Origin of the sequence: Sphingomonas metalli (assembly GCF_014641735.1) — a bacterium.
In the GTDB taxonomy this organism is placed as follows: domain Bacteria; phylum Pseudomonadota; class Alphaproteobacteria; order Sphingomonadales; family Sphingomonadaceae; genus Sphingomonas; species Sphingomonas metalli.
Genome location: NZ_BMIH01000003.1, coordinates 607,620 through 626,485, shown reverse-complemented (window position 1 = coordinate 626,485; position 18,866 = coordinate 607,620). Strand labels below are relative to the sequence as shown.

General features: G+C 70.0%; 19 protein-coding genes. 7 read left to right on the top strand and 12 right to left on the bottom strand.

Going from position 1 to position 18,866, the window contains the following annotated elements:
• The 5 genes from IEX18_RS13385 (at nt 1) to IEX18_RS13365 (ending at nt 4,701) form a co-directional block, all read left to right on the top strand.
• Entirely contained in the window at nt 1–468 is a 468-nt protein-coding gene (locus tag IEX18_RS13385) for a Fur family transcriptional regulator (RefSeq protein ID WP_188659236.1), read from the top strand.
• A 59-nt stretch (nt 469–527) separates the two neighbouring features.
• Nucleotides 528–2,450: a 1-deoxy-D-xylulose-5-phosphate synthase gene (gene dxs / locus IEX18_RS13380; RefSeq protein ID WP_188659235.1), complete on the top strand. Its 1,923-nt coding sequence runs from the start codon at nt 528–530 to the stop codon at nt 2,448–2,450.
• A 100-nt stretch (nt 2,451–2,550) separates the two neighbouring features.
• A complete protein-coding gene (locus IEX18_RS13375; RefSeq protein WP_229664560.1) occupies nt 2,551–3,006 on the top strand; it encodes a hypothetical protein in 456 nt (151 codons plus the stop codon).
• A 14-nt stretch (nt 3,007–3,020) separates the two neighbouring features.
• Nucleotides 3,021–3,746 carry a TorF family putative porin gene (locus IEX18_RS13370; RefSeq protein WP_188659450.1) on the top strand — a complete coding sequence of 242 codons (726 nt, stop codon included), beginning with the start codon at nt 3,021–3,023 and terminating at the stop codon, nt 3,744–3,746.
• A gap of 217 nt (nt 3,747–3,963) precedes the next feature.
• Nucleotides 3,964–4,701 carry a Crp/Fnr family transcriptional regulator gene (locus IEX18_RS13365; protein ID WP_229664559.1) on the top strand — a complete coding sequence of 246 codons (738 nt, stop codon included), beginning with the start codon at nt 3,964–3,966 and terminating at the stop codon, nt 4,699–4,701.
• Here the strand turns inward: IEX18_RS13365 and rsmD are convergent.
• Both rsmD and IEX18_RS13355 read right to left on the bottom strand, forming a co-directional pair.
• A complete protein-coding gene (gene rsmD, locus IEX18_RS13360; protein ID WP_188659234.1) occupies nt 4,674–5,234 on the bottom strand; it encodes a 16S rRNA (guanine(966)-N(2))-methyltransferase RsmD in 561 nt (186 codons plus the stop codon). The two genes, IEX18_RS13365 and rsmD, sit on opposite strands and share 28 nt — an antisense overlap.
• Nucleotides 5,235–5,237: 3 nt before the next feature.
• Nucleotides 5,238–6,368, bottom strand: a complete 1,131-nt coding sequence (locus tag IEX18_RS13355; protein WP_188659233.1) for a pseudouridine synthase — start codon at nt 6,366–6,368, stop codon at nt 5,238–5,240.
• Nucleotides 6,369–6,474: 106 nt separating this feature from the next.
• Between IEX18_RS13355 and IEX18_RS13350 the strand changes: the two genes are divergently transcribed.
• Both IEX18_RS13350 and IEX18_RS13345 read left to right on the top strand, forming a co-directional pair.
• Nucleotides 6,475–6,903, top strand: a complete 429-nt coding sequence (locus IEX18_RS13350; RefSeq protein ID WP_188659232.1) for a response regulator — start codon at nt 6,475–6,477, stop codon at nt 6,901–6,903.
• A 69-nt stretch (nt 6,904–6,972) separates the two neighbouring features.
• Nucleotides 6,973–8,286, top strand: a complete 1,314-nt coding sequence (locus IEX18_RS13345; protein ID WP_188659231.1) for an AmpG family muropeptide MFS transporter — start codon at nt 6,973–6,975, stop codon at nt 8,284–8,286.
• Nucleotides 8,287–8,308: 22 nt separating this feature from the next.
• On the opposite strand, the gene IEX18_RS13340 is transcribed toward IEX18_RS13345, so the two are convergent.
• From IEX18_RS13340 to IEX18_RS13295, 10 genes are all read right to left on the bottom strand, one after another.
• Entirely contained in the window at nt 8,309–8,728 is a 420-nt protein-coding gene (locus IEX18_RS13340; RefSeq protein WP_188659230.1) for a DUF6628 family protein, read from the bottom strand.
• A 75-nt stretch (nt 8,729–8,803) separates the two neighbouring features.
• Nucleotides 8,804–10,111 carry a bifunctional folylpolyglutamate synthase/dihydrofolate synthase gene (locus IEX18_RS13335; RefSeq protein WP_188659229.1) on the bottom strand — a complete coding sequence of 436 codons (1,308 nt, stop codon included), beginning with the start codon at nt 10,109–10,111 and terminating at the stop codon, nt 8,804–8,806.
• 255 nt (nt 10,112–10,366) lie between these two features.
• Nucleotides 10,367–11,218, bottom strand: coding sequence for an acetyl-CoA carboxylase, carboxyltransferase subunit beta (gene accD / locus IEX18_RS13330; RefSeq protein WP_188659228.1), 852 nt, complete (start codon nt 11,216–11,218; stop codon nt 10,367–10,369).
• A 4-nt stretch (nt 11,219–11,222) separates the two neighbouring features.
• Nucleotides 11,223–12,020, bottom strand: coding sequence for a tryptophan synthase subunit alpha (gene trpA / locus IEX18_RS13325; RefSeq protein WP_188659227.1), 798 nt, complete (start codon nt 12,018–12,020; stop codon nt 11,223–11,225).
• A gap of 223 nt (nt 12,021–12,243) precedes the next feature.
• Nucleotides 12,244–13,476: a tryptophan synthase subunit beta gene (gene trpB, locus IEX18_RS13320; RefSeq protein WP_188659226.1), complete on the bottom strand. Its 1,233-nt coding sequence runs from the start codon at nt 13,474–13,476 to the stop codon at nt 12,244–12,246.
• A complete protein-coding gene (locus IEX18_RS13315; RefSeq protein WP_188659225.1) occupies nt 13,473–14,108 on the bottom strand; it encodes a phosphoribosylanthranilate isomerase in 636 nt (211 codons plus the stop codon). Before IEX18_RS13315 ends, trpB begins: the two co-directional genes overlap by 4 nt.
• A gap of 418 nt (nt 14,109–14,526) precedes the next feature.
• Nucleotides 14,527–15,201, bottom strand: a complete 675-nt coding sequence (gene pyrF / locus IEX18_RS13310; RefSeq protein ID WP_188659224.1) for an orotidine-5'-phosphate decarboxylase — start codon at nt 15,199–15,201, stop codon at nt 14,527–14,529.
• Nucleotides 15,198–15,533 carry a hypothetical protein gene (locus IEX18_RS13305; protein WP_188659223.1) on the bottom strand — a complete coding sequence of 112 codons (336 nt, stop codon included), beginning with the start codon at nt 15,531–15,533 and terminating at the stop codon, nt 15,198–15,200. The genes pyrF and IEX18_RS13305 overlap by 4 nt, the downstream gene beginning before the upstream one ends.
• Before the next feature lie 224 nt (nt 15,534–15,757).
• Nucleotides 15,758–17,995 carry a patatin-like protein gene (locus tag IEX18_RS13300; protein ID WP_188659222.1) on the bottom strand — a complete coding sequence of 746 codons (2,238 nt, stop codon included), beginning with the start codon at nt 17,993–17,995 and terminating at the stop codon, nt 15,758–15,760.
• The gene (locus IEX18_RS13295) at nt 17,995–18,714 is read right to left on the bottom strand and encodes an endonuclease/exonuclease/phosphatase family protein (protein ID WP_188659221.1); all 720 of its coding nucleotides are present in this window, start codon (nt 18,712–18,714) and stop codon (nt 17,995–17,997) included. Before IEX18_RS13295 ends, IEX18_RS13300 begins: the two co-directional genes overlap by 1 nt.
• Between the last annotated feature and the right edge of the window lie 152 nt (nt 18,715–18,866).

The following is an 18,866-nucleotide window of genomic DNA, read 5'->3' as shown; positions in this document are numbered from 1 at the left end:
ATGGCCCATTCGCACGTCCATGCCGAACCGCACGGCGAGGAACTGACCAGCGCGGCGCGCGCCGCGATGAAAAGGGCGGGCGAGCAATGGACGCCGATGCGCGCCGCCGTCTATGCCGCGCTCGCCGCGAACGAGCGACCGGCCAGCGCCTATGACATCGCCGAGGCGGTGTCGCGGGCGGAGGGGCGTCGGGTGGTCGCCAACAGCGTCTATCGTATCCTCGACCTGTTCGTCGCGGCGAACCTCGCCCAGCGGGTCGAGAGCGCCAACGCCTATATCGTCAACGCGCATCCCGGCTGCCTGCACGACTGCATCTTCCTGATCTGCGACCGGTGCGGGCGGACCGACCATATTGACGATGACCGCATCTCGCAGGACCTGCGTGGCGCGGCCTCGGCGGCGGGGTTCGCGCCGGTGCGCCCGGTGGTCGAGGTGCGCGGCTTGTGCGCGGCCTGCACGGAAAGCTGACCGAAGTTACACGCGGAAGGCCAATCGACACCCGTTCCGGGCTCGGCTAAACCCCGTTGATGGTTGATCTACCTCTAACGCCGTTGCTCGACGCCGTTCACACCCCCACCGAGCTGCGCGCCCTCCAGCCCGATCAGCTGCGCCAGCTGGCTGACGAGCTGCGCGCGGAAACGATCTCTGCAGTGGGCACGACCGGCGGGCATCTGGGCTCGGGCCTCGGCGTGGTGGAGCTGACCGTCGCGATCCACTATGTGTTCGATACCCCGCGCGACCGGCTGGTGTGGGACGTCGGCCACCAATGCTATCCGCACAAGATCCTGACCGGCCGGCGCGAGCGCATCCGTACGCTGCGCCAGGGCGGCGGACTGTCCGGCTTCACCAAGCGGTCGGAAAGCGAGTACGACCCGTTCGGCGCGGCGCACAGCTCCACCTCCATCTCGGCGGCGCTGGGCTTCGCCGTCGCCAACAAGCTCGCCGGCACGCCGGGCAAGGCGATCGCGGTGATCGGCGACGGCGCCATGTCCGCCGGCATGGCCTATGAGGCGATGAACAATGCCGAGCAGGCGGGCAACCGGCTGGTCGTGATCCTCAACGACAACGACATGTCGATCGCGCCCCCGGTCGGCGGCTTGTCCGCCTATCTGTCGCGCATTGTCTCGAGCCGCGAGTTCCTGGGCCTGCGCGACCTGATGCGGAAGTTCGCTCGCCGCCTGCCGCGCCCGATCCACGCCGCCGCGCGCAAGACCGACGAGTTCGCCCGCGGCATGACCATGGGTGGCACGTTGTTCGAGGAACTGGGCTTTTACTATGTCGGCCCGATCGACGGCCATAATCTCGACCATCTCATTCCGGTGCTGGAGAATGTCCGCGACGCCGAGGAAGGGCCGATCCTGATCCATGTCGTCACCAAGAAGGGCAAGGGCTATGCCCCGGCCGAGGCGGCGGCGGACAAATATCACGGCGTCCAGAAGTTCGACGTCATCACCGGCGCGCAGGCCAAGGCGCCGCCGGGACCACCGCAATATCAGAACGTCTTCGGCGCGCAGCTGACCAAGGAAGCCGGCCGCGATCCGACGATCTGCGCGATCACCGCGGCGATGCCGTCTGGCACCGGCCTCGACACCTTCGCCGCCGCGCATCCCGACCGGTTCTTCGACGTCGGCATCGCCGAGCAGCACGCCGTCACCTTCGCCGCCGGCCTTGCGGCGCAGGGAATGCGGCCCTTCTGCGCGATCTACTCCACCTTCCTTCAGCGCGCCTATGACCAGGTGGTGCATGACGTCGCGATCCAGAACCTGCCGGTCCGTTTCGCGATCGACCGCGCCGGGCTGGTCGGTGCGGACGGCGCCACCCATGCCGGCAGCTTCGACGTCACCTATCTGGCGACCCTGCCCAATTTCGTCGTGATGGCCGCCGCCGATGAGGCGGAGCTGGTCCATATGACGCATACCTGCGCGCTCCACGACAGCGGTCCGATCGCCGTCCGCTATCCGCGCGGCAACGGCACCGGCGTCGCCTTGCCCGAAACGCCCGAGCGGCTGGAGATCGGCAAGGGCCGGCTGGTGCGCGAGGGCAAGACGGTCGCAATCCTGTCGCTCGGCACCCGCCTGGCGGAGGCGATCAAGGCCGCCGACCAGCTCGAGGCCAAGGGCCTCTCGACCACCATCGCAGACCTGCGCTTCGCCAAGCCGCTCGACGAGGCGCTGATCCGCCGGCTGCTCGCCACGCACGAGGTCGCGGTGACGATCGAGGAGAATGCGATCGGCGGCCTCGGCGCGCATGTGCTGACGCTGGCGTCCGATGCCGGGCTGATCGATGGCGGGCTGAAGCTGCGCACCATGCGCCTGCCCGACATCTTCCAGGATCAGGACTCGCCCCAGGCGCAATATGCCGCGGCCGGGCTGGACGCGGACCATATCGTCGCGACCGTCCTGGGCGCGCTCCGGCACAATTCGGGCGGGGTGGCGGAGGCGCGCGCCTGACGCGCCGGAAACACCGGTTTTCGGGCAACTCTGCGCCGTCTCGATCATTCATTCTGTACGCTACCGACCAATAATGGGGCGGAGCGACCGCAAGGAGACGATGATGAAGACGACCCTCTGGGCCGCCCTGATAACCGGCACGATCGCTGCCGCCGCGCCCGCGGCGGCGACCGAGCATCGGGTGCGGATCGAACATCATGGCGGCGCGGTGGACGCGGTCTATCGCGCCGATGTCGCCGTGAGCCACCGGCAGGTCGGCGCCGCGACCCCGGGCGGCCGCGCCTCGACGCTGCGCTGCCTGTGGAGCGCCGGCCTGACGGTGGAGCGCCAGGCGCAGCATCCCGGCGGCAGCATCATGACCCGCTCGATCAGCCGCGACGCGGTGGTCGAGGGCAGCCGCGCCGGCTGGTGCAGCGGCCAGCGCGCCCAGATCGCACGCGAGGTCGCGTTGCGCACCGATCGGGTACGGCAGGAGATGATGGCGATCGCGGAGGAGGACCATTCGGTCCTGCGCGCCGAACTCGACCAGATGCACGCGAATCGCGCTGCCGGATGAGACTGTCGCGAGGGATGAGGGTCGTGGCGGGGGGATGCGCCCTCGCCGCGGCGGTTCCGGCCGTGGCCCAGTCGACGCTGGGTGCGGGCGTCGAGGCGACCACCGACGAGCGGCGGCGCGGGCTGAGCTGGAGCGGCGGGGATCCGTCGCTGTCGGCCGATGCCTATGGCAGCTTCGGGGCCATCGACGCGGGCGCGCGGATCGCGGCGACGCGCGGCTCGCCCCGTCATGCGGGCGCGGATGCGGTGGCGGACCTGTCGCTCGGCACCGGCTGGGATGTGAGCGGCCTGCGTCTCGGCGTCGGCGCCACCGCCCATCTCTTCACCGGGGCGGACCGGCGGATGGACTATGGCGAGCTGACGGCGGAGGCGCGCTATACGCTGGGCCCCGCGCAGCTGACCCTGGGGGCCGACTACGCGCCCGACCAGGCCGCGATCGGCGGCGACAATCTCTATCTGAGGGCCGGCGCGACGCTGGGCATCCCGTCGACGCCTTTCACGCTGCTGGCGGACGTCGGCCGGTCCTCGGGCAGCGTCGACGACCCCGATCGCGCTGCGCGGCTGCGACCGGCCGGCCGCTACACCGACTGGCGCGTCGGCGTGGAGCATGTCACCGGTCCGCTGACGCTGGCGGTCGAATATGTCGGCTCCGACATCGCGCGCGATGCGGTAACGTCCTCCTATGGGGACGGCCGACACAGCGGCGACCGCCTGGTCGCGCGGGCGCGCTTCGGCTTCTAGAGCACGATGACGCCAGCTCGATCGGGTCGCGCCGGGCGAAAGCCCGGCGCAGTGGGTCCCGGTGATCCCTTGATAGTCTGTTCCCCAATTGTTCCACGTGGAACAATTTCCGACCGGGCATTCCCGTCGGACGGCTTGCGACGGAACACTCGGCATTTCAGGTTGTTCTACGTTAAACCGGGATCGCGTCGATCCGGCCGCAACAGGGAGCAACGGCTTGGCGACGGCAGGGCAGATCGATCATGTCAGGTTGAAGCGGCGGATCGACCAGTGCCTGACGCCCGAGCAGAGAGCGACGCTCGACGCCTCGGTCGATCAGATTCGCGAGCTTCCGGCCCGACACATGCTGGTGAGGGCGGGCGAACTCGTTATGGCCAGCACCCTGCTGCTGGAAGGCACGATCTGCCGCTATATCGACGATCGCAACGGCGCGCGGCAGCTGGTCGCACTCCACGTGCCCGGCGATTTCGTCGATCTCCACGGCTATCCGCTGAAGCGGCTCGAACACGATGTGATGGCGCTCGGCCCCGTCCGTGTCGCGGTATGGCAGCACGAGACGCTCCATCGGCTGACCGGGGAACGCCCCGATCTCACGCGAATGCTCTGGTATGCGACGCTGCTGGACGCCGCGATGCACCGCATGTGGATCTTCCGGGTCGGGCGGCTCGGCGCGGAGGGCCGCATTGCGCATTTCGTCGCCGAGCTTCATGCCCGATTGCAGGCGGTCGGCCTCGCCGGCGACGGCAGCTTCGCCCTGCCGCTCAAGCAGATCGATCTGGCCGACGCCTGCGGCCTTACCAATGTCCACGTCAATCGCGTACTGCGATCGTTGCGCGAGCAGGACATCATGACCTGGCGCTCGGGCGAGGTGACCATCCACGATCCGGTACGCTTGCGTCGGATCGGCGAGTTCGACCCCGCCTATCTCTATATCGACGCCGACTGCCCCGACTGATCGCGGCGCAGCAGCGTCAGCCGGGCCTTGCCGTGGACGCGGCTCGCGTCGACGGTGAAGCCCGCGACCTGGATCTCCTCCGCCTTGTCGGTCTCGATGCTGACCCAGGTCGCCGGCCCGATCCAGCCCAGCCGCGCCAGCTTGTCGAGCGCGACAGAGCCCGCGCCGGTGCCATAGGGCGGGTCCATCATGACGAGGTCCATCGGCTTCGCCGCCGGACCGAGGGCCAGCACGGATGCGGCGCGCACATCGCCGCGCGTGTCGAGCTTCGCCAGATTGGCCTTCAGGGCATCGAGCGCCGTGCGATCCTGCTCGACGAACAGGCAAGACGCCGCGCCGCGCGACAGCGCCTCGATACCCAGCGCGCCCGAGCCGGCAAACAGGTCGGCGACCGCCAGGCCGTCGAACGTGCCCAGCCGGCTCGCGAGCATCGAGAACAGCGCCTCGCGCGTGCGGTCGGCGGTGGGGCGGGTCGCGTCGCCCTTTGGGGCGACGAGCGGGCGACCCCGCCACTGGCCGGCGATAACCCGCATCGCTCAGCGACCCCGCCGCGGCGTGCCGCCGCCGGGCTTGCGCGGGGCCGGGCGGCGGGCGTTGCGCTCGCCATCGCCCGTCCGGCCCGGCCGCGTCGGTCGAGGCGCCGCCGTGTCGCGCGCGGCTGGCGAGCCGCCTGAAGATGGGCCGGCGCGCCGCCGTTCGCCATCGGGCGCCCGCGCGGGACGGGCCGGCCGGGTGGCATTCGGGCCGGGCTGCTGCGGCGACCGCGGTCGTGACGTGGCGTGGGGCTGGCCGGCGCCACCCGCCGGCGCGTGCGGGCGGGCGGGGGCCCGTGCCGCGGGCGCGGCGGCCGGTGGCGCGATGGCTTCCGGCCGGGGGCGGGGGGCGACCGCGACGGTCTCGCCCAGGTCCGCGCCGCGCGGCCGGCGTCCGGTCAGCGTCTGGCGGAAGGCGACGAGCTCGTGCTGGCGCACCTCGCCGATCTCTCCAACCGGAAGGTCGCCGAGGATGAAGGGGCCGTAGCGGGTGCGGATCAGCCGGCTGACCTGCAGTCCCAGATATTCGAGGACGCGGCGGACCTCGCGGTTCTTGCCTTCGGTCAGGGTCAGCTCGATCCAGACGTTCGCGCCCGTGCGCCGCTCGAGATTGGCGTCGATCGAGCCGTAGCGGACGCCGTCGATCTCGATCCCCTCGATCAGCGATTCGAGCATCGCCTGCGTCACCTCGCCATAGGCGCGGGCGCGATAGGTGCGCTCGACTCCGGTCGCGGGCAGCTCCAGCTGGCGTTTCAACCCGCCATCGGTGGTCAGCAGCAACAGCCCCTCGGTGGCGAGATCGAGTCGGCCGACCGGCACGAGCCGGGGCAGGTCGCGGGGTAGGCGATCGTAGATCGTCGGGCGTCCGCGCGGATCGCGTTCGGTGACCAGCAGGCCGGGCGGCTTGTGGAAGACGAACAGGCGCGCAGGCGGCGGCGCGGCGACGGGATTGCCGTCCACGGTGATGCCGTGGAGCGAGCGCAGCACGGTCGCCGGCGTATCGATCGTCACGCCGTCGCGCGCGATCCGGCCCTCGGCGATCATCCGCTCGATCTCGCGGCGCGAGGCGATGCCGGCCCGCGCCAGCAGCTTGGCGATACGGTCGCCCTCCGGACGGGAAGTGTCGGTCGTCATCCCCAGCGCGATACAGGTGTTTTTATGTGCCGGGGCGAAAAAACTTTTGCGACCGCGCGCGAACACGATGCGTTACAAGGATCAAGCGTAACGAACGGAACCAAAGATGCTGTTCGGGAGGAAGAAAAGGAATATCGAGCGCCTGCTCGTCGTCGAGGACGAACCGCTGGTCGCGTTCGAGAACGAGCATGTCCTGTCCGACGCCGGCTATGTCGTGGTGGCGACGGTCGATCGCGTCGCGGACGCGCTGTCGGTGCTCGGCGAGGATCAGGTCGATCTCGTCGTCGTCGACGTGAACCTGGCCGACGGCTCCGGGCTCGACGTCGCCCGGGCGGCGCGGGGGCAGGGGGTGCCGGTGCTGTTCGTGACCGGCGCCTTTCCGCCGGAGGCGACCCCGCTCGCCGCCGGCGTTCTCGCCAAGCCCTATGCCCAGCGGGATCTGGTCGGCGCGATCGACGCGGTCGAGGCGGGCATCGCCGGCAAGACCCCCCGCCGCCTACCGCCGGGCTTCCAGCTCTTCCAGTCGGCGGCCTGACGCGGAGCCTCTGGCGCGGGCGTTGCGGCGCGCTATGGTTCGCGGCAGTTGCGCGCGGGGTAAGTTGGAATGACAGTAGCGGTCGGTCGCTCGGGATTGCGCCCTTATGTCGAGAAGGAGCCGATCGCGGCCTTCCTGCTCGGCATCTCCTCCGGCTTCCCCTATGCTATGATCGGCGCGACGCTGACCACGCGACTGGCGCAGGACGGAATCGACAAGAAGACGATCACCGCCTTCACCCTCGCTTTCTTTGTCTACAATCTTAAACCGCTCTGGGCCTGGGCCGTCGACGGCGTGCGACTACCGGTGCTTGGCGCGCTGGGGCAGCGCGTATCTTGGATGCTGCTTGCCGGCCTTCTCACCATGGCGGCTGTCGCCAATCTGGCACTGGTCGATCCGGCAGCCAATCTGGGCGCCACGGTGACCGCGGCTCTCCTTGTCGGTCTGGCAGGCGCAACGTTTGACATCGTCATCGACGCCTATCGGATCGAAACGCTCAAGCCCTATCAACTCGGTGTCGGGTCGGGGATGACCCAATATGGCTGGCGGATCGGTTCGGTCGCGGCCGGCGGGCTGGCGCTGGTGCTGGCGGCGCGGGTCGGTTGGTCGGTGGCTTATCTCGCCTGTGCCAGCTTCGCGCTGCCCGCAATGGCGGTCGCGCTGGTCATGGGTGAACCGACACGGCATCGCGAGCCTGTCGCGCGGCGCGGGGCTGCGGAGCTATGGGCCTCGATCGCCGGTCCGTTCATCGAATTCTTTCGCAGGCCGGGCGCGATCATCGTGCTGGCCTTCATCCTGCTGCACAAGATTGGCGACACGCTGGGGCAGCTCGTGGTCCGCCTGTTGTTCGACGATCTCGGCTACTCGAATGACGAGATTGCGCTGTACGATGTGGGCGTCGGCTTCTGGGCCTATCTGCTCGGCATCTTTATCGGCGGCGCGCTCTATGCCCGGCTCGGATTGCGGCGTTCCGTCCTCATCAGCCTAATCCTCATGGCGATTTCCAATGCCAGCTTCGCGGCGCTCGCCGCGGCAGGGCACAGCAACTGGGGCATGGCCGGCGCGATCGGATTCGAGAATATCGCAAGTGGGATCGGAGGCGTGACCGTGATCGCCTATTTCTCCGCGCTGTGCGATCTGCGCTTCACGGCGGCGCAATATGCACTGATCTCGGCTGCGGCGAGCGCGGTCGGTCGCTTGCTGACCGGAACGAGCGCCGGGTGGCTGGTCGAGCAGATGGGCTATGTGAATTTTTATCTGCTCACGACGATCGCAGCGTTGCCGGGGGTTCTGCTGTTCTGGTGGATGGCGCGCACCGGCCTGGTGGACGAGTCGATCGGCAGCGCAGGCACTGCCGGGCCGGGAGACGTGCGCAAAGATTAACGCACCGGCTTCAATAGCACCGTCAGCCCACCACCGGCCGCCCCTCATCGGCGAAGGCTGCGGCGAGGGCGGCGGCGGACATCAGCGTTCCTTCCACGCGGCGCGTGCCGAGCAGGTCGGCCATCAGGAAGCGCGCGCTGTCCGGCGCGGTCTCGATGCGGGCGAGGATGGTGATGAGCGCGGCCTCTGCCGGCGTCATCCGCGCGCAGCAGCAGGGCGCGATCGCGATCGTCCCCTCCGCGGAATGGGCCAGATCACTCATCAGCGCGCGCATCAGGACGAGCGGGCGACGGAAGCTTTGACCGAAGTCGGTGAAGATCGCGTGCGCCGCCCGGGCGTCCGCCAGGCCGTGGGCGCCCATCCGCCGCATCGCGAACAGCACCAGCCGCGCATTCGGGCAGGTGGGCAGGGCATGGGGGAGGAGGGTGATCGTCGGGGTCATGACTGGCCTCTCTCTGGAACAGGCCATCATCCTCGCTTGCACGTTATTGCAAGTCAATAGCAATAAATGTGTCGTTCACTGGGGCGGTTCGTCGTTCCCGGCGAGCGCCGTTCCGGCGAGATAGAGCGAGCCCGCCACGAGACACAAAGCGGGCTCGGTCACGAGGTCGAGCGCGGCGGCGATGCCGTCGGCCGTATCGGCCGATATGCCGAGGGCGCCGGCGATCTGCACCAGCGCCTCGGGCGAATGATGCTCGTGTCCGGGCACCGGTACGGCGAGCACGCGGTCGACGACTGGCGCGAGCAGGCGCAGCACGCCGGCGGCATCCTTGTTGGCGAGCATGCCCAGGACCAGCACGACCGGCTTGCCCCGGCCGAGGCGCCGCAGCGCGCGTGCGACCGGCGCGGCGGCGGACGGGTTATGGGCGCCATCGAGCCAGAGTTCCGATCCCGCGGGCAGGCGATCGAAGAGCGGCCCGGGCGACAGGCGCTGCATCCGCGCGGGCCAGCTCGCCCAGTCCGCCGCGGCGCGCATCGCAGCCTCGGGCACCGCCACCGCGCCCTGATGCCGGAGCATCGCGATGGCGAGGGCGAGGTTGCGCGACTGGTGCGCGCCGACCAGCCGCGGGCGGCGGGTGACGACGGCAAAGCCGGGATCGGTATAGCGCAGGGTGCTGCGCGCGGTGGCGCTCTGCCAGTCGCGGCCGCGGGCGAGGACGGGCGCCCCCGCCGCCTCCGCCACCGCTGCGATCCGTGCGCGGGCAGCGGCGGCATAGTCCATGGTGACCAACGGGACGCCGCGCTTGGCGATTCCCGCCTTTTCCGCGGCGATCGCCGGCACCGACTCGCCCAGGAAGGCCTGATGGTCGAGCCCGAGCGCGGCGATGCCGGTGACTGCGGGCCGGGCGACGACGTTCGTGGCATCGAGCCGCCCGCCGAGCCCGACCTCGACGATCGTGGCGGCGGCAGGCGCGCGCGCGAAGGCGAGGAAGGCGGCGGCGGTCGTCACCTCGAAGAAGCTGGGCGCGATCCCGTCCGCGACGTCGAGTACCTCGGCCAGCAGTCCGGCGAGCTGCGCGTCGCTGACCAGCTCGCCGGCAATGCGGATACGCTCGTTGAAGCGGACGAGGTGCGGGCTGGAGAAGACATGGACCGAATGGCCCGCCGCCTCGATCGCGGCCCGGAGGAACGCGCAGGTCGAGCCTTTGCCGTTGGTGCCGGCGACGTGGAACACGGGCGGCAGCGCGAGATGGGGGTCGCCGAGACGTGCGAGCAGCCGCGTGATCCGCTCCAGTCCCAGCATGTCCGCCCCCGGCGAGAGGAGGGCGAGCCGGTCGAGCTGCGCCTGCACTGCGGGTGAGGAGGAGACGGCGTGGTCGGGCATGGGCGGGGCCTTTCCGGGATGCGGTCTGCGCAGGAGTGTAGCATGGGCGCGGTGGAGATGCGCGGGGGAAGCCGAAGGATGGGGGGGTGAGAAAAGGTTGGCCTGGGGACTGCCCGCTTCCTGCCGTTCGCCCTGAGCGCAGTCGAAGGGCTTGGAAGCTGCCTGTGCTTCGACTTCGCTCAGCACGAACGGTCAACCTCGTGTCATCCGCCTCCAGCGGCCTCTTATCCTCCCCCTGGCGGGGGAGGATTGGGATCAGGCCGCGCGGCGGTGGCAGAGATAGCCGATCACTTGCGCCAGTCGCGCGCGCAGGTCGCGGCGGTGGACGACCATGTCGAGCATCCCGTGCTCCAGCAGATATTCGGCGCGCTGGAACCCCTCGGGCAGCTTCTCGCGGATCGTGCTTTCGATCACCCGCTGGCCGGCAAAGCCGATCAGCGCGCCCGGCTCGGCGATCTGGATATCGCCCAGCATCGCATAGCTGGCGGTGACGCCGCCGGTAGTGGGGTCGGTCAGCACGACGATATAGGGCAGGCCCGCGTCGTGGAGCATCTGCATCGCGACGGTGCTGCGCGGCATCTGCATCAGGCTGAGGATGCCTTCCTGCATCCGCGCGCCGCCGGCCGCGGTGAAGATCAGATAGGGGCAGCGATCGGCGATCGCCGCCTCCACGCCGCGGACGAACGCCTCGCCGACCGCAAGGCCCATCGAGCCGCCCATGAAGGCGAAGTCCTGCACGCCCATGACGACGCGATGCCCCTCGATCGTGCCGCGCGCATTGAGCAGCGCGTCCGGCTCCGCGGTGGCGGTGCGGGCGGCCTTGATCCGGTCGACATATTTCTTCGAGTCGCGGAATTTCAGCGGGTCTTCGGGCACCCTGGGTGCGGGAAGCGCCTGGCAGCTGCCCTCGTCCAGCACCTGGGCGAAGCGCATCTTGGGGCCGATCCGCTCATGGTGCTCGCATTTGGGGCAGACGTAGAGATTCTCTTCCAGCTCGCGCGTGAAGATCATCTGCCCGCAACCCTTGCACTTGTGCCAGAGATTGTCGGGCGTTTCCTTCTTGGTGCGGAAGGCGAGCGCGTTGCGGACGCTGTTGAGCCAGGTCATGGCGTTACTCCTTGCGGGCCGCGGCGATGGCGTCGGCCAGGCTGCGGACGAATGCGGCGACGGGCGCGGGTGCGGCCGCGCCATGCTGCGCCACCAGATCGACGATCGCCGAGCCGACCACGACGCCGTCGGCGACGCGCGCGACGGCCGCGGCCTGTTCGGGGGTGCGGATGCCGAAGCCGACCGCGACGGGCAGGTCGGTCGCGGCCTTCAGCCGGGCGGTCGCCTCTTCGATCGAGCCGGTGGCGGCCTGTTGCAGGCCGGTGATGCCGGCGACCGAGACGTAGTAGAGAAAGCCCTCTGCGCCCGCCAGCACCTCGCCGATGCGCGCCGCATCGGTGGTGGGCGTGGCGAGGCGGATCGGGGCGATGGCCGCAGCGCGAAGCGCGGGGCCGAGCGCATCGTCTTCCTCGGGCGGGATGTCGACGCAGATCACGCCATCGACGCCGGCTGTCGCCGCCTCGGCGGCGAACCATTCCGAGCCGCGGCGGAGCATCGGGTTGGCATAGCCCATGAGCACCAGCGGCACGTCCGGGTGGCGTGCGCGGAAGCCCTTGGCGATGGCCAGCACATCGGCGGTGCGGGTGCCGGCGGCGAGACTGCGGATGTTCGCCGACTGGATGGCGGGGCCGTCCGCCATCGGGTCGGTAAAGGGCATGCCCAGCTCGACCACGTCCGCTCCGCCCGCAACGATCGCGTCGAGGATCGCCGGAGTCGCGGCGGGGGTCGGGTCGCCGGCGGTGACGAAGGCGACGAGGGCGGGGTGGCCCTTGGCGAAGGCGGCGCTGAGGCGGGTGGTCATGCGGCGGACTTTGAGCTGGGTGATGGGCAGGTGTTGCGCGCCGTCACAAACAGCGTCCGGTCGGCGCTGAGCTGGCCGATGCGGCACGGCCGAGCGACACCAGCTTCGGGCGTCATCCCAGCGAAGGCTGGGATCTTTTTGAGGCGAGCGCCGCGCTCAACAACCGAAAGATCCCAGCCTGCGCTGGGATGACCCGATACGAGAACCATCGCCGGAACTTGCGTCATATCGCCACCCCCAGCGCGTTCGCGACGGTGAAGATGTCCTTGTCGCCCCGGCCGCACAGATTGGCGAGGATGATCGCGTCCTGCGGCATCGTCCGCGCGCGGCGGGCGACGGCGGCGATGGCGTGGCTGGGTTCGAGGGCGGGGATGATGCCCTCGGTCCGGCAGAGGAGCTGGAAGGCGTCGAGCGCCTCGGCATCGGTGGCGCTGTCATATTCCACGCGGCCGATGTCGCGCAGCCAGGCATGTTCGGGCCCGATGCCGGGATAGTCGAGACCCGCCGAGATCGAATGACCCTCGGCGATCTGGCCGTCCTCGTCCTGCAGCAGATAGGTCTTGTTGCCGTGGAGCACGCCGGGAAAGCCGCCCGCGAGGCTGGCGGCATGTTCGCTGCCCTCGAGCCCATGGCCTGCCGCCTCGACGCCGAGCATCCCGACCGAGGGATCGTCGAGGAACGGGTGGAACAGCCCGATCGCGTTGGAGCCGCCGCCGATCGCCGCGACCAGCAGGTCGGGCAGGCGGCCGGTGCGCGCCATCATCTGCTCGCGCGCCTCGCGACCGATCACGCTCTGGAAGTCGCGGACGAGCTCGGGATAGGGGTGCGGGCCGGCGGCGGTGCCGATGATGTAGAAGGTGTCGTGGACGTTCGCGACCCAGTCGCGCAGCCCCTCGTTCATGGCATCCGACAGGGTCTGCGCGCCGCTGGTGACGGGGCGGACCTCCGCGCCGAGGAGCTTCATGCGGAAGACGTTCGGTTGCTGCCGCTCGACGTCCTTGGCGCCCATGTAGATGACGCAAGGGAGGCCGAAGCGCGCGCAGACCGCGGCGGTGGCGACGCCATGCTGGCCGGCGCCCGTCTCCGCGATGATGCGGGTCTTGCCCATGCGGATCGCGAGCAGGATCTGGCCGAGGCAGTTGTTGATCTTGTGCGCGCCGGTGTGGTTCAGCTCGTCGCGCTTGAACCAGACCTGCGCGCCCATCCCCTCCGGCGCGCCGTCACGCAGCGCCGCGGAGAGCCGCTCGGCATGGTAGAGTGGGCTGGGGCGGCCGACATAATGTTCGAGCAGGTCGTCGAACTCGGCGCGGAAGGCGGGATCGACCTTGGCCGCGCGATATTCGCGGTCGAGGTCGAGGATCAGCGGCATCAGCGTCTCGGCGACGAAGCGGCCGCCGAACTGGCCGAAATGCCCCCGCTCGTCGGGCTGGGTGCGGAAGGAGTTGGGCGCGTTCATGACCGCGTCGCCTTAAGGAACGCCGCGATCTTGTCCACATCCTTGACGCCGGGCGCGCTCTCGACGCCCGAGGAGACGTCGACCAGCGGCGCGGTGGTGCGCCGGATCGCCTCTGCGACATTGGCGGGATCGAGCCCGCCGGACAGCGCCCAGGGCAGGGGGTGGCGGAAGTTGTCGAGCAACGTCCAGTCGAAGCGCAGCCCCATGCCGCCGGGCAGGGCCGCGCCGGGCGGGGTCTTGGCGTCGTAGAGGATGCGGTCGGCGGCGCCGGCATAGTGGCGGGCCTGGTCGAGGTCGGCGCGGGTCTTCACCGCGACCGCCGCCCAGGTCTCGCGGCCGGTGCGCGCGCGGATGATGGCGGTGCGCTCGGGCGCGGTCTTGTGGAGCTGGACGGCGTCGAGCCGCGCGGCGCGCACCGCCTCGTCGAGCAGCGCGTCGTCGGGGTCGACGAACACGCCGACGCGGGCGACATGGCCCGGCACGCGAGCGGCGAGGCCCGAGGCGCGGTCGTAGCCGAGATGGCGGGGCGAGGGCGGGAAGAAGACGAAGCCGACATGGCTGGCACCGCCCGCGACGGCGGCGTCGAGCGTGTCGGCCGTGGCGAGGCCGCAGATCTTGGCGAGGACGGGCATGGCGGGCGACATCGCCCTGCCGCCCCGGCTTTGCAAGGCATGTTGCGGGTCGCCCGAGGCAGACCCTGCTTCATCCGTTCTGCAACAGGCGTCATCCCAGCGGAGGCTGGGATCTCACGGTGATGGCGCGAGGATGGGGTCGCAGAAGGCCCCAGCCTGCGCTGGGGCGACGATCTTGGCCAAGTGGATCGAGCTTCAGAAGCCATCGAACGTGGCAGCGTAGGGAGAGGTTTTCGCGCGGAGGCGCGGAGGCGCGGAGGGCGCGGAGGTGTTTCACTCGTCGCTTCTGAGCCTCTCTTCCCCCAGCCATCGAGGAAATAGAGGCACGTTGCCGATCGCGAAACGCCTCTGCGTTCTCCGCGCCTCCGCGCGCTACGCTTCTGCGTCCGACGCACAGCGTCCCGGGATAAACTCGATCCTACAGCGTACCCGCGATCGCCCGCGCGGCGGCGTCTGGGTCCTCGGCCTGGGTGATCGGGCGGCCGATGACGAGGATCGAGGCGCCGGCATCGATCGCGGCGCGCGGCGTGACGACGCGCTTCTGGTCGCCGACCGAGCCGCCCGCGGGGCGGACGCCGGGGACGACAAAGCATCCCTTGGGCCAGCGGGCATGGGCCGCGCCGACTTCCTCGCCCGAACAGACGATGCCGTCGATCCCCGCCTCGCAGGCGAGATCGGTGAGACGCAGCACCTGGTCGTGGGCACTGCCGGCAATGCCGGTCGCGCCGAGGTCGCTGGCATCGAGGCTGGTCAGCATCGTCACCGCGACCACTTTGGTTCCGGTCGGCGCGGCGGCCTTGGCATCCTCCAGCATCGCCCGGCCGCCTGCGCCGTGCACCGTAAGGATGGCGGGGGCGAGGGGGGAGAGCGCCTGCACCGCCTTGGCGACGGTGTTGGGGATGTCGTGGAGCTTCAGGTCGAGGAAGATCGGCAGGCCGAGCGCCGCCATCTCGCGATAGCCCGGGGCGCCATGCGCGCAGAAGAATTCGAGGCCGAGCTTCAGCCCGCCGACATGGGTGCGCACGCGGGTGGCGATCGCCTTGGCGCGGGCGAGATCGGGCGTGTCGATCGCGACATAGATCCGGTTGCTCATGCGCCGATCGCCGGCGGCGCCGAGGGATCGGCGATGGGCGGCGCGAGGGGCGTGATCGGAGCGGCCGCGCCGGTCTGCTGCGCGGCGCGGGTCTCGGCGAGGACGCGCTCGCAGGTCATTAGCCGCTGCTTGAGCCGCCAGCGCCGCGCCGCCTGCCAGCCGAGCGTCGGCAGCAGCCCGGCGAGGAAGGTCACCGCGAGCAGCACGGGCAGGTTGACGTCGGCGACGAGGCCGCCGGGCAGCCGGATGGGAACGGCGACCCAGTTGCCGATCGTGAACGCCGCCGCCAGGAAGGCGAGAAGGCACCAGAAAAGGATCTTGAGGAACTGCATCGATCGCCTCCTGCCGCCGGTGCTACAAGAGGGGGGCGCGATTGACCAGCGGGGAGGGGATTGGTGTTCGTCCTCTCCTACTTCGTCATCCCCGCGACGGCGGGGATCCAGACGCGCGGGAGCGTGCCGCATCATTCGCAAACGTCAGAGGTTGTGGATCCCCGCCTTCGCGGGGATGACGGAAGAAGGGAGCGCGGGGCGGCGGGGCGATTGCGCGATAGCCGCTACCCGATCTCCCGCCTGAGCGACGCGAACAGCGGCGCGATGGTGGTCAGCCGCGGTTCCTCCTCGTCGAGGATCGTGCGGAAGGCGCGACGGCGGATGGCGGCGACGCGGCCGGGGCGGAGGCGTACCGCGCCGGGCAGCGTCGAGACGACGATGTCGATCAGCCGCTCCGCGCCGTGCAGCCGGCCCCAGAGATAGTCGTTCTCGCGATAGGCGCGGCTGAAGAAGGCGCCGAAATTCTCGAATTGCGCACCCTTCAGCGTCGCCTCCGCGCCGCCGGCGCGGATCGCCACGGCGTCGTCGGGGCAGATGCGATCGACCCGGATCGCATCGAATTCGTCGACGCCTTCCTCGCGCAGCAGGGGCAGCGTCGCGGCATCGAAGAAGGGGAAGCCGAGATAGGTGAGGAGGAGCGTGCGCCGGCTGTCGCGATCGAGCGCGGCGAGCGCGCCGGCCAGGTTCCGGTCGGTCGCATCGTCGAGGTCGGTCAGCGCCAGCGTGTCCGACAAGGCGTCGAGGAACTCGGCAGGCGCGGCCCGAAGGCGGCGGGCGAGGGGTTGCAGCGCCTGATGTGTATCGGTGCGCTGCGCATCGAGATAGGCGGAGAGCGACTCGTAGATGGCATCCCGCACCGGCCCCAGCGTGCGGTTGCCGTCATCCTCCATCTCGCCCAGCCGCCGGGCGAGAAGGCGGAGGCGGCGGATGCGGTAGCCGATGTCGAAGCGGCGCAGAAAGTCGATCCCCGCCGCATCGCCCGGGTCGGCCGGCGCGATCGCGGCGATGGCGGAACGGGCCCGCCGGTTGGCGCCCGCGCCCTCGCCCAGCTTGGCGATCGAATCGATCACGCCGGCCAATTTCAGATGGCCGTAGGCGGCGAAGGCATAGCCCGCCTGCCGCGCTGCCGCCTGCTGCGCGCGGCTGCGCCAGGCCGACAGGCGAGAGGGCGTCGGTCGGTCGAGGAAGAGGACGCGGCCGAACGCGGCCTCGACCTCGGCCTCCACCGCCGGCCGGATCGCGTCGAGGATGGCGCGGGTGCGCTCGATCGCCCGGCTGCGGGTGGCGAGCGCATCGAGATTGTCGCGGATCGGCTGGTGGCGCGGCAACTCGCTGATCGCGCCGAGGATCGTCTGGAAGAAGCCCGGCGTCGCGCTGCTGCCGCCCAGCCGGAACTTCAGACCCGGCGACGGATCGATATAGACGAAGCGGCGGTCGACCTGGCGGCGGGCGGGGCGGTTGCGCAGCGCCTCCATGGCCGGGCGGAACGGCGCGTTAGCCAGCACTGAGCCGTCGATCAGCACCGCTTTCTCGGCGCCCTTGGCGGCATGATGACGGGGCAGCGCACGGGCGAGGAAGGCGTCGCGTCCCGGCCAGTCCTCGCCGCGTTCCGCGAGCACCGCGTCGAGCTCGGCGACGCGGAAGGGCGGGAAGGCGCCGGGGAAGCTCGAGGTGGCACGGGCCGCGAAGGCGAGCTCGGGGGCGGCGGCGAGCGCCTCGGTCGGGCGCCCCTCGTCGGAAAAGGCGAGGACGAGACGATGTTCCGTCTCGATGACTTCGGCAGGAGAGTTGAGCGGCAGCCGCTCCGGATGGCCGCCGAAATCGGTGACGGTGATGAACAGGTCGAGCGGCTGGCCGGGGGGCAGGAGGCGCGGACCGATCTCCCCCTTCGCCATCACCGCCAGCGCATCAAGGACGAGCCGGGTGAGGATCGCGCCGCCAAAGGGTGGCTCGAACCAGCGCGAGCGGACGAAGCGCGACAGCTTGGCGCGTACCTCCTCCCGCGTGGACGGATCGTCCAGCGCATCGACTGCCTCGGCGCTGCGCCCCGCCGCCATCCAGGCGAGGGGCAGCGCCCACATTTTCGAGAAGCGCGACGATGGGGCGGCATCAGGATCGGTGAGCGCATCGACATCGGCCGATTCGAGCCACAGGTCGGTCAGCGGATCGAGGCTTTGCCCAGTGGTGATCGCCTGGGCGAGGAAGATGCCATTGATCCCGCCGGCAGAGGCGCCGGCGATGATGTCCGCCAGCACCCGCAGGCGCAGGTCCGCCCGCTCGCCGATCTCGGCGAGAAGCGCGTGATAGACCGCGTCGGTGCCACCGAGCGGCGCCTCGCCGGCATGCATCGCCCGGCTGGCGCGGACGAGGCGCCAGATCTCCTTGGTGATGCCGTGCATGTAGACGGCGAGGCTGATGCCGCCATAGCAGACCAGGGCGAGGCGCAGTTCCTTCTCGCGCATCAGGCGGCGGCGATCCTCGCCCAGATCGGCAGATGGTCCGACGCGCGCCGCGCGGTTGCGCTGAGATGGACCCCGCAGTCCTCGATCGCGAGGTCTGACGACACCATGATCCGGTCGAGGCGACCGACCGGACGGCGCGCGTGGAAGGAAGGGCCGGTCGCCGCGAATCGGAAATCGCGCCCGAAATCACGCAGGCACCCGGCTGCGGCCGTCCACTCGTTGAGGTCGCCCATCATCACCGTGGGGCAGCGGGGCCGGGTGCCGCCGACATGGGCGAGGATCGCCGCCGCCTGCTTGCGACGCCATAGGCCGGACAGGTCCAGATGCATTCCGACCACCCGGATCAGCGCGCCGCCTATCGCGATGTCGGCCGAGACCGCGCCGCGCGGCTCCAGCGCCGGGAGGTGGAGGGCATGGCACCCGACGACCTGGGCGGACTTGCGGACCAGCAACGCGTTGCCGTGCCAGCCCATCGACGCCGCGCGCTTGCCGACCGCGACGGGCTTCCAGTCGGTATGCTCGTCGAGCAGATGAAGCGGGATCACGCCCTCGCGCGCGCCGAATCGCCGATCCGCTTCCTGCAGGGCGACAATGTCCGCGTCGATCTCGCGCAGCACCTCGATAATCCTCTCCGGGTTGCGGCGCCGGTCGGTGCCGATCCCCTTGCGCATATTGTAGCTGGCGACCTTGAGGACGGGAAGCGGCGCAGTGTCGGTCATCCTGGCGAAAACATCCGCGACCCCCTGTCGGTTTCCATAACGGAAGCGAAATGGCCGAATGGTTGAATTAACCTTGATTCGTCCCAAGCCGGGAGGTCCCGAATCAGGACCGTCGTTCATCTGGCAGACAGGAATTTCCGGCGGCATTTGAG